Genomic DNA, 11,114 nt, shown 5'->3' on the forward strand with positions numbered 1-11,114 from the left:
TGAATTTGCCTATTCTTTTATGTAAAATACGAATAGGCAAATTCAAATAAAGGAGCAGGTAATAGTGCGGATTGATCCAATTGAAATAAATACACAAACAAAACTGATTTCTGGATACAGATCTGGAGACAAAGCGATTCAGGATAAATTCGATTATCGGCCTTTTCATCAGGAAACTTATGTGCAAAGGGCCAAGGATATCAGCGGAAAGCAATACGACCGTGAGGGACTGTCCGCTGTCTTATCTGAGTTAAATGCAAACTGGGGCGGAGTTCAGGCGACAATGCATAATATAGAACGATTGAAAGACGAAAACAGTATGGTTGTTGTCGGCGGACAGCAAGCTGGACTATTGACCGGTCCTCTCTTTACGATACATAAAATCATTTCCATCATTAATTTTTCCAAGGAACAGGAAAGTCGGTTGGGAAGGCCGGTGATACCTGTTTTTTGGATTGCCGGTGAGGATCATGACTTCGAAGAAATCAATCATGTCATGATGCCGCAGGCTGACCGCATGAAAAAAAACAAAGTCGGACAGCGTCCAGAGCAAAAAAGATCCGTCTCCGACCTGGAAATAGATCAAGATCAAGCGGGAAAGTGGCTGGAAAAAGTTTTTTCGCAGCTTCAGGAAACGGACAATACAAGAAGCTTATATTCTTGCTGTCAGGATATACTGAAAAGTTCTGGCACGTATGTGGATTTTTTTTCCAAAATAATTTTGCGTTTGTTTGGAGAAGATGGGCTGGTGTTGGTGGATTCAGGAAGTCCGTCAGTGAGAAAGCTGGAGAGTGACAACTTTCTGGCCATGATAAACAACCAGTCTGAGATCAGCCGGGGTGTATATCAGGCGATTCAAAAAAACAGAAATGAAGGATATCCGGTAGAACTAGATGCCGAGCCGGATAGCGGACACCTTTTTTATCATCTTGAAGGGGAAAGAATTTTACTGTTCAAGGAGGAAGGGGACAGGTGGGCCGGAAAGCAAAATGAATGCAGTTTTACAACAGCGGAGCTTCGTCAAATTGCAATGGAGCACCCTGAAAGGTTAAGCAATAACGTGGTCACTCGTCCATTGATGCAGGAATTGCTATTTCCTACTCTTGCTTTCTTTGGCGGGCCCGGTGAAGTTGGCTATTGGTCGGTGTTGAAACCTGCTTTCCATGCCCTGGATGTCAAGATGCCGCCAGTCCTTCCGCGACTGTCCTTTACATTGGTTGATAAGAACACAGAAAAAGTCGCCCGCAATCTTTCTTTAGCCATCGATAGGGTGGTGGGGAGGGGAGTGCATGCTGAAAAAACAAACTGGATTGCTTCCCAAACCAATCCACCGATAAAGGCGCTGACCGAACAGGTGAAGAAGTCTATAGAGGAAGCGCACCGGCCGTTGCGGAAAGCCGCCGAAGAAATACGGGCAGACTTGAAACATATTGCTGATAAAAACCTGGAGTATTTATACGGAGATATCGATTTTATCGAAGACAGGATCAACAAAACCTTGCAGGATATGCACCGTAAGACATTGGAAGATTATGATTCGGTGAATCTTTGCTTATATCCGGAAGGGGGATTGCAGGAGAGGTCCTGGAATGCCCTGCCTTGGATCAATCATCATGGTAAAGATTTTATCAAACATCTCACGGCATCGTCCTTTGATTATCGTATAGCGCACTATATTGTTTATTTGTAAGCGTGACAGAAACACCTCCACTTTCCACCACTTTATATTTGGATGAACCAGGATAATTTGGAATGACAGAAACGCGCCGCATTTGCGGGGCGTTTTTTTGTGTTGGGTAAAAAGAAGCCGGGTGCATGAGAAATGAAATTGACTTGGCGGTGAAAGGCTTGTAACCAAAGTTTTTTTCAGTGTGGAAAAGCGTTTATTACAGGTCTTTTACTTGTAAATAAGTTTTAATAAAAAATAAGTGGTGAATAGTGGGGGAATGTGGTACGATTAATTTAGAAAGTGGGGGCGGTCTCTATGTTCATGGGGGAGTTTCAACATAATATTGATACAAAAGGCCGGATAATCGTCCCTGCAAAATTCAGGGAAGGGCTTGGGGAAACCTTTGTCCTTACTCGCGGTTTGGATCAATGTTTATTTGCTTATCCTATGGACGAATGGGCGCTTTTGGAAGAAAAGCTGAAAAAGCTGCCGCTCACCAAAAAAGACGCCAGAGCGTTTACCAGGTTTTTCTTTTCTGGTGCCGTGGAATGTGAAGTGGACAAGCAGGGGAGAATAAATATACCAGCACCTTTGCGGAAATACGCCGGGCTGGAAAAAGGTTGCGTGGTTATCGGTGTCTCGAACAGGATTGAATTCTGGTCTGACAGCGAATGGGAAACCTATTTTGAAGCATCTGAAGACTCCTTTGCAGAAATCGCGGAAAACATGATGGATTTTGATATTTGATTTAACAATAGACAAAGCGTTAGCGGGTGATGGTATGTTTGAGCATTTTAGTGTGCTGAAGCAAGAAGCAGTAGAAGGTTTGAATGTAAAACCGAATAGTACGTACATAGATTGTACCCTCGGCGGGGGCGGGCATTCCGAAATGATAGCCAGCAAACTCGGGGCGGATGGGATGCTGATTGCTTTCGATCAGGACGATCGGGCGCTTCAAGCCGCCAAGGAACGACTTGCGCCATATCAAGGGAAAGTGCTATACATACATTCGAATTTTCGGAACTTGAAATTGGAATTAGAAAAAAACGGAGTAGATGAAGTTGACGGGGTGTTGTTTGATTTAGGCGTTTCTTCGCCACAGCTTGACGATGGGGAGAGAGGATTCAGCTATCAACATAATGCAAGTCTGGATATGCGGATGGACCGCTCGCAGGATTTCACCGCTTATCAGGTTATTAATGAATGGCCGTATGAGCAACTCGTCAGAATATTTTTCCGTTATGGAGAAGAGAAATTTTCAAAACAAATAGCGCGAAAAATTGAAGAACGTAGAAAAGAAAGGCCTATCGATACTACATTTGAATTAGTCGATATTATTAAGGAATCGATCCCTGCCCCGGCCAGAAGAAAGGGCGGGCATCCGGCAAAAAGAATCTTTCAGGCTGTCAGGATAGCGGTGAATGATGAACTCAATGCTTTTGATGAGGCACTCCATCAAGCTGCAGAAATCCTTTCTGTAAATGGGCGGCTATCTGTCATCACTTTTCACTCATTGGAGGACCGGCTCTGCAAGCAGGCTTTCAAGAAGTGGAGCACTACACCGCCACTGCCTAGGAATATTCCGGTGATTCCCGAAGAAAGCAAGCCGCCGTTCAAACAAGTCAATCGTAAACCGATTCTTCCGGAAGATGAAGAACTGGATGCCAACCGGCGATCCCGCTCCGCAAAACTGAGAATATTAGAGAAAGTAAAACCTTGGAACGATGAATTCAGTTATCAAGAAGGGTGGAATAAGAGATGAGCACATCACCATTGAAGAATTGGCAGGGGTCCTGGCAAGAAACAGGCCGGCAAACCTTGCCAGATCAAAAGAAACAGGTCAAAGTAAAAGTCCAGAAGAAAAAATGGATTACAACCGGAGAGAAATTCATTTATACTATATGCAGTGCTGTGCTAGTGGGGGCATTGTATTTTTCCGTCTCATTGAGCAACTCTACTGATGCACTTAATAGAGATGTGCAACAACTGGAGCAGCAAGTGAAAAGCCAGCAGGAACAAAATCAGAATTTGGAGTATAAAGCCAAAGAATTGAGCAACCCGGACCGGATCCTGGAAATCGCCAAGAAAAACGGCTTGAAAATCCAAAATTCGGAAGTGAAGCAGGCAACACAAATATCTGAATAAGTAAGGATGGAGATATGGCGTGCGAAAAAATAAAACGACCCATGTCATGTCATCGGTGTTTATGTTGTTGTTCGTCGTCGTATTCCTTGTTTTATCGGGACGCTTTTTATACATACAAGGAACTGGAGAAGTAGACGGGGTATCCTTGCAGGAGTGGGCCGATGAAAAACGGACAAACTCGTATGTGATTGAAGCGGAGAGAGGCCAAATATTGGATCGCAACGGGATGTCTCTTGCATACGACCGGGCAGTTTACCAGATTTCCGCCATAGTCGATGAAAGCTATTCGGAAGGATTGGAAGAAACGAAACACGTAGAGGATATCGATAAAGCGGCTGAACAGTTGGCACCGCTGCTGAATATGGATGCTGCAAAAATAGCCGATATCATGGAAAAGGGACAGGAACAGGGTAAATTCCAGGTGGAGTTCGGCGTTCACGGAAAAAATATCACCCAGGAAACAAAGGAAAAAATAGAAGAATTGGAGATTCCGGGACTCAACTTCGAAAAAGATTCCATCCGCTATTATCCGAATGGCACTTTTGCTTCCCAGGTGATAGGCATAGCTCAACAGCAAGAGGACAAGCTGATAGGAAGAAACGGGATAGAAGCCGAAATGGATGATGTGCTAAGTGGAAAGAATGGGTCTATTTCCTATAAACGGGACAATTTTAACACAAAACTGCTTGATCCTGACGAAGTGATCAAACAGGCCGATGACGGTGAAGATGTCTACCTGACTCTCGATCAAAAAATCCAGACATTGTTGGAGGATGCGATGAGCCAGGTCGACAAGGAGTACAGCCCTGAAAAAATGACGGCGGTGGTAATGGATCCGAAAACAGGGGAAATACTGGCAATGAGCAATCGGCCCAGTTATAACCCGAATAACCTGGGGAAAGTGAGCAACTGGTATAACGACGTTGTCTCCAATCCCTTCGAACCTGGTTCCACTATGAAAATTTTCACCCTTGCTGCAGCGATAGAAGAAGGGGTTTTCAATCCGGATGAAACCTTTGAATCCGGTTCTTATCAAAATGATCAAATGAACAGTCCGATACATGACTGGCGCAGGAACTGGGGAACCATCACTTATAAAGAGGGGATACAGCGATCCTCCAACGTTGCAGCTGCCAAACTTGTATGGGAAAAGCTGGGACCCGATAAGTTCCTCGATTATTTGAAGGCTTTCCATTTTGATCAGGCAACCGGTATCGATTTACCGAATGAACAACCGGGACATATTCTATATGACTGGCCAATTGAAAAAGTGACAACAGCGTATGGTCAGGGTACGACTGTCACGCCGATACAGTTGATGATGGCGGCTTCTGCCATAGCCAATGACGGGAAAATGATGAAGCCTTATGTTATTTCCAAAATTGTCAATTCAGAAACTGGCCAGGTGATGAAAGAGAATGAACCTGAGCAATCGGGGCAGCCGGTTTCGGGTCAGACAGCAAATGAAGTGAAGGACATTTTAGAGACGGTTATCACTTCTGAACATGGTACCGGTCATAATATCTATAACTTAAGTGATTATTCCGTCGCAGGTAAAACCGGTACGGCACAGATTCCGGACTCAGAGACTGGGCGATATATGACGGGAGAGGAGAACTATTTATTCTCATTTCTTGGAATGGCGCCAAAGGAAGATCCCGAATTGATGATGTACGTATCGGTAAAACAACCGGATCTGGCAGAAAATGAATCCGGCTCGGCTCCAGTATCCTATATATTTAAAAATGTAATGGAAAACAGTCTGCATTATTTAAATATTGAGCCGGACCAGGAGAGCGAGCAAAAAGTGGAAACGGTCAGCATGCCGGATATAGACGGCATGTCCGTTAATAAAGCAAAAGAAAAAGTCGAATCAAAAGGTCTGAAGGCCGCAGTTATCGGAAGCGGTGAAAAAGTCGAAGCTTTCAGCAGCCGGCCTGGCGAACAATTACTGACAAATGAAAAAATCTTTATTTTAACCGATAAACCAGAAATGCCGGACATAACCGGATGGTCGATGCGTGATGTGCTCAAATTCGGAGATGTATCGGATATCGAGATAGAAACCATGGGTAACGGTTTTGCGGTTAAGCAAAGCATAAAAAAAGGAACGTCACTGAAAAAAGATGATTACTTAGTGGCTGAATTCTCCCCGCCGCGCCATGAAGAGGATAATAAGGATAAAGAGGAAGAAAACCTACAGGCTTCCGAAGAGAGCGCCGGGGAACAATGAAAACAGCAGTGTTCTATTCGTTTTCACTCATTCATATATTGGATACAAGCATACCTTCGTAAGGAGATGTCCTATGAAACGAGTATCCAATGTTACAATGAGAAAACGTTTAGTCACTGTTTTTCTTTTGGGGATTATAGTTTTTGGAATCATCGATATCCGGCTTGGTTACGTGCAATTTGTCCTTGGTGACTGGCTCACAGGGGAAGCGAAAGAACTCTGGAGCCGGGACATCATTTTTGAACCGGAACGTGGCGATATTTTGGACAAGAATGGCGAGGTGTTGGCAGAAAATGTTTCTGCCCCTACTGTCATGCTGGTTCCTCGCCAAATCAAAGATCCGGAAAACACTGCAGCATCCCTGGCGAAAATCCTTAACATGGACAAGGAAAAGGCTTATCAAGAGGTAACAAAAAATGAAAATATTGTGAGGCTCCATCCGGAAGGGCGGAAAATTTCGGAAGAAAAGGCTGATGCCATCCGGGCATTGGGGCTGGAAGGGGTTTATATAGCGGAAGACTCCAAACGTCACTACCCAAAAGGGTCTTATTTAGCTCATGTGCTTGGTTTTAGTGGAATCGACAACCAGGGGCTCATGGGATTGGAACAGTATTATGATGAACAGTTGAGCGGCGAGAAGGGCAGTCTCTCCTATTTTTCAGATGCCAAAGGACAACGGATGGCAGATTTGGCAGATGTGTACAATCCGCCAGTGGACGGAGATTCCTTGAAACTGTCCATTGATTCAAGGGTGCAGACCATAATGGAGCGTGAGTTGGACCTTGCTGTCTCGAAATATAATCCTGATGGAGCGATTGCGATTGCTGTAGATCCGAAAACGGGCGGGGTCCTTGGAATGTCTTCCAGACCGGACTTCGATCCTGAGCATTACCAGGATTATGATGCAAGTGTATATAATAAAAACCTTCCGATTTGGAGTACGTATGAACCAGGCTCAACCTTCAAAATCATTACGCTTGCAGCGGCATTGGAGGAAGACGCAGTAGACTTATATGAAGAAGAATTCTATGATGATGGATCGATCGAGGTTGGCGGGTCCACTTTGCATTGTTGGAAAAGTGGCGGACATGGCCACCAGACTTTTCTGGAAGTCGTTCAGAATTCTTGCAACCCAGGTTTTGTCACGCTAGGCGAACGGTTGGGGAAAGAGAAGTTGTTCTCCTATATTGATGATTTCGGTTTTGGAAAAAAGACCGGCATCGATTTACAGGGAGAAGGAACGGGGATTTTATTCAAACCGGAGAATATCGGGCCGGTCGAATTGGCGACAACTGCTTTTGGCCAAGGTGTTTCGGTAACGCCGATTCAACAAGTAATGGCTGTGGCTGCTGCTGTAAACGGGGGATATTTATATGAACCATATATTGCAGAAGAATGGCTTGACCCAAAAACAAACAAAGTCGTTGAAAAAACAGAGCCGACCCTTCGAAAGCAAGTGATATCCAACGAAACTTCTAAAGAAATCAGGGAAGCGTTGGAAAGCGTCGTTGCCAAGGGTACTGGAAGAAGCGCTTATGTAGAAGGGTACCGTGTAGGCGGAAAAACGGGAACTGCCCAAAAAGTAGGGGAAGACGGCAAATATATGAGCAATAACCATATTGTTTCCTTCATCGGCTTCGCTCCAGCCGACGACCCGGAGATTGTCGTGTATGTCGCCATCGACAACCCGAAAGATACGGTCCAATTCGGAGGTGTCGTGGCAGCTCCGATAGTCGGGAGGGTTATCGGAGACAGCTTGAGAGCTCTTGGTGTTGAAAAGCGCACAGATGGATTGGAAAAGGAATATCAATGGCCTGATCAACCTTTGGTGGAGGTCCCGGATTTAATTGGATTAACAAAAAGCGAATTGATGGAATACATGGTGAATTTATCCATAGAAACAAACGGCAAGGGCGAGTATATCATTGACCAGGCGCCTGAACCCGGGACCAAATTAGAACAGGGGAAAGAAGTAAGAATATATCTTTCTGAAAAAAAACCGGATGAAAATTAGCAGCCCATCCGGTCAAGAGGAAAAACTTCTGTTATAATAAAGTGATGTTAATGAATGTTACTGAAATCGTTCAATCGTCCAGGGAAGTCTTTCTCTTATGGCGATTGGGCGATTAACAGTGAGCAAAAAAGGGAAATCAGGATGAATGTGCACGGAAATTGACGATGAAATTGGTTATAGAATGTTAGGATGTGTAATGATATGAAACTTACTGAGATTGTCGGTGCTTTGCAGTTTTATCGACAGACGAAAGATATCGAAAACATAACAATAAAAGGCTTGGAGATAGATTCGAGAAACGTCGCACAAGGCGATTTGTTCATTTGCATCGAGGGTTTCACTGTCGATGGCCACCAGTATGCCCACCAGGCTGAGAAGCAAGGCGCTGCAGCACTGATCGCTGAGAAACCGGTGGATGCTTCCATCCCCGTCATTTATGTGAATGATACAACGAAAGCAGTAGCCCTTCTGGCCAACAAATTTTATGATTATCCGACAGAGAAGCTCAACGTAATCGGGATTACCGGAACGAATGGCAAGACATCTGTTACATATTTGCTTGAAGCAATATACAAAGAGCAACAGAAAAAGACCGGTTTAATCGGAACGATACAAATGAAAATGGAAGATGACTGTTTCGATGTCAAGAACACAACCCCGGATTCGCTGTTTTTGCAAAGAAGTTTTCATCAAATGGTGAACAGGAAAATCGACACCGTTTTTATGGAGGTCTCATCCCATGCGCTGGACTTAGGCCGGGTTTATGGCTGTGATTTTGATATCGCCGTTTTTACCAACCTATCTCAAGACCATTTGGATTATCATGCAAGCATGGAAGATTATTTGCATGCCAAAAGCTTGTTGTTTTCCCAATTGGGGAACAGGTATGATCAGAAAAAACCGAAGTTCGCCGTAGTCAATAATGATGACCCCCATTCCGCGTTGCTGGCGAAGAGCACTTCGCAACCTGTTGTCACTTACGGAATCGAGCAGCAGGCAGATATTCAAGCTGTCGATGTCAAGCTTGACGCCAATGGGTCCAGTTTCTTGCTGAAATCATTCGATGAAGAAGTGCACATCACTAGTAAGTTGATGGGGAAATTCAGTATATATAATATGCTTGCGGCAGCTTCTGCCGCTCTTTGTGCCGGGGTTCCGTTACATACGATAAAACGCGCCCTGGAAACCACCACCGGCGTTAGTGGACGATTCGAGCCTGTCAATCTCGGTCAATCGTTCGGAGTGATTGTAGACTACGCACATACACCCGATTCCCTGGAAAATGTGTTGGAAACAATACGCTCATTCGTGAAAGGAAAAGTATATGTCGTGGTTGGTTGCGGAGGAGACAGGGATAAAACGAAACGGCCATTGATGGCTGGTGCAGCTGTGAAATATGCTGATTTGGCTATCTTCACTTCCGATAACCCTCGGACAGAAGAACCGCAGTCTATCTTGAACGATATGGTCGCTGGTATCAAAGGGAATAACTTTCAAGTCATTGAAAATCGCAAGCAGGCAATTGATGAAGCAATACGGATTGCAAAGGAAGATGACATTGTACTGATTGCCGGAAAAGGCCATGAAACCTATCAGCTTGTTAATGGAGAGGTTCATGATTTCGATGATAGACTGGTAGCAGCTAATGCAATCAAGTTTAACAGGAATAAGGAGAATTGAGTCATGTTGTTTACCACCGAATTTTTGGCGGAAGTGTTTGACGATCACAAAGGTGCTGTCCAGGATGGCATCGAAATAAATGAAGTGATCACAGACAGCCGCAGACAAAGCCATAAATCGTTATTCATTCCCCTTGTCGGAGAGTCCTTCGATGGGCATGATTTTTTAAAGGGAGCCTTCGATAACGGGGCAGTTGCAGTTTTATGGGAAAAAGACAGGGAACTTCCTGAATTCCTCCCAGCCGGTTTCCCGGTATTCTATGTGGATGATACATTGGAAGGATTGCAACTGTTGGCACGCGAGTATCGAAAACAAATCAATCCGACCGTTATCGGGATCACCGGCTCTAACGGAAAAACGACCACCAAGGATTTAATTGGAACAGTTACTGCTTCCTACTTTCGCACCCATCGGACAAAGGGCAACCTCAACAACCATATCGGGGTTCCATTGACGATCTTGTCAATGCCTCCACAAACTGAAGTGCTCGTTTTGGAAATGGGGATGAGCGGGTTTGGCGAAATTGAATTGCTCTCCAGAATAGCGCAACCGGATTATGCGGTGATTACGAATATCGGTGAATCGCATATTGAATATTTAGGATCCAGGGAAGGAATAGCACAGGCTAAATCAGAGATTTTAGCTGGATTGAAATCAGACGGTCTTCTATTTATCGACGGAGACGAAGAGCTGCTATCCGCTCTGAAGCAAAGGAAGGACACCGTCGGTTGTGGATTTCATCCTGACAATCAGATAACAGCCGATCATATACGAATGCACACAGATAAGACCACTTTTCGATTTAATGGGCATACCGTATATGAATTAAATATGCTTGGAGAACATAATGTTAAGAATGCATTATTTGCGATAGCTATTGCTGATCGATTAGCAATCCCGGAGCAATATACAAAATCTGCGTTATCGAATCTGGAATTAACCGGAATGCGGTTCGAGTTTGTGAGCGGAAGGAATCACTCCACAATCATAAACGATGCATACAATGCTTCGCCGACCTCGATGAAAGCCTCGATCAATGTCGTTCAGCAATTGTCTGGATATCAAAGGAAAGTTCTCGTTCTAGGGGATATATTTGAACTGGGCGAGCAGGCATCCACTCTCCATCGACAGGTCGCTGAAGCCATTAATCAGGATATCGATGTGCTTTTCACAGTCGGCAGCAATGCACAAGAAATATCAGATGCGAAAAAAAATGAACTTCCGCTTGTAAAGCACTTCGAGGCGCTGGGTGATTTAACAACGGCTCTTCTGCCATTATTGGAGGAAGGAACACTTGTCCTTTTAAAGGCATCCAGGGGCATGAAACTGGAACAGATGCTCGAAGACATCGCCGATCAATAAATGGCTAGAAA

8 protein-coding genes are annotated in these 11,114 nt (G+C 44.5%); all 8 read left to right on the forward strand.

What is annotated here, in order from left to right:
• Nucleotides 1–64 precede the first annotated feature (64 nt).
• On the forward strand, nt 65–1,690 hold the full coding sequence (gene bshC / locus F6X55_RS06605; RefSeq protein ID WP_153462496.1) for a bacillithiol biosynthesis cysteine-adding enzyme BshC: 1,626 nt from the start codon (nt 65–67) through the stop codon (nt 1,688–1,690).
• Between the two features lie 294 nt (nt 1,691–1,984).
• Nucleotides 1,985–2,416, forward strand: a complete 432-nt coding sequence (gene mraZ / locus F6X55_RS06610; protein ID WP_026570460.1) for a division/cell wall cluster transcriptional repressor MraZ — start codon at nt 1,985–1,987, stop codon at nt 2,414–2,416.
• A gap of 34 nt (nt 2,417–2,450) precedes the next feature.
• The gene (gene rsmH / locus F6X55_RS06615; protein WP_153462498.1) at nt 2,451–3,431 is read left to right on the forward strand and encodes a 16S rRNA (cytosine(1402)-N(4))-methyltransferase RsmH; all 981 of its coding nucleotides are present in this window, start codon (nt 2,451–2,453) and stop codon (nt 3,429–3,431) included.
• A complete protein-coding gene (gene ftsL / locus F6X55_RS06620; RefSeq protein ID WP_026570458.1) occupies nt 3,428–3,814 on the forward strand; it encodes a cell division protein FtsL in 387 nt (128 codons plus the stop codon). Before rsmH ends, ftsL begins: the two co-directional genes overlap by 4 nt.
• Before the next feature lie 19 nt (nt 3,815–3,833).
• On the forward strand, nt 3,834–6,047 hold the full coding sequence (locus tag F6X55_RS06625) for a penicillin-binding protein (protein WP_237648613.1): 2,214 nt from the start codon (nt 3,834–3,836) through the stop codon (nt 6,045–6,047).
• Between the two features lie 73 nt (nt 6,048–6,120).
• Nucleotides 6,121–8,061: a stage V sporulation protein D gene (locus tag F6X55_RS06630; protein ID WP_153462500.1), complete on the forward strand. Its 1,941-nt coding sequence runs from the start codon at nt 6,121–6,123 to the stop codon at nt 8,059–8,061.
• Nucleotides 8,062–8,262: 201 nt separating this feature from the next.
• A complete protein-coding gene (locus F6X55_RS06635) occupies nt 8,263–9,741 on the forward strand; it encodes a UDP-N-acetylmuramoyl-L-alanyl-D-glutamate--2,6-diaminopimelate ligase (protein WP_153462502.1) in 1,479 nt (492 codons plus the stop codon).
• Nucleotides 9,742–9,744: 3 nt separating this feature from the next.
• Nucleotides 9,745–11,103 carry a UDP-N-acetylmuramoyl-tripeptide--D-alanyl-D-alanine ligase gene (locus F6X55_RS06640; protein ID WP_153462504.1) on the forward strand — a complete coding sequence of 453 codons (1,359 nt, stop codon included), beginning with the start codon at nt 9,745–9,747 and terminating at the stop codon, nt 11,101–11,103.
• Nucleotides 11,104–11,114: the final 11 nt, after the last annotated feature.

Origin of the sequence: Sediminibacillus terrae (assembly GCF_009602435.1) — a bacterium.
Taxonomy (GTDB): domain Bacteria; phylum Bacillota; class Bacilli; order Bacillales; family Amphibacillaceae; genus Sediminibacillus; species Sediminibacillus terrae.

Bases quoted from the DNA above. Each gene is read 5' to 3' on its own strand.
- mraZ (WP_026570460.1), top strand. From the start codon at position 1,985: ATGTTCATGGGGGAGTTTCAACATAATATTGATACAAAAGGCCGGATA.
- rsmH (WP_153462498.1), top strand. From the start codon at position 2,451: ATGTTTGAGCATTTTAGTGTGCTGAAGCAAGAAGCAGTAGAAGGTTTG.
- ftsL (WP_026570458.1), top strand. From the start codon at position 3,428: ATGAGCACATCACCATTGAAGAATTGGCAGGGGTCCTGGCAAGAAACA.
- F6X55_RS06630 (WP_153462500.1), top strand. From the start codon at position 6,121: ATGAAACGAGTATCCAATGTTACAATGAGAAAACGTTTAGTCACTGTT.
- F6X55_RS06635 (WP_153462502.1), top strand. From the start codon at position 8,263: ATGAAACTTACTGAGATTGTCGGTGCTTTGCAGTTTTATCGACAGACG.
- F6X55_RS06640 (WP_153462504.1), top strand. From the start codon at position 9,745: ATGTTGTTTACCACCGAATTTTTGGCGGAAGTGTTTGACGATCACAAA.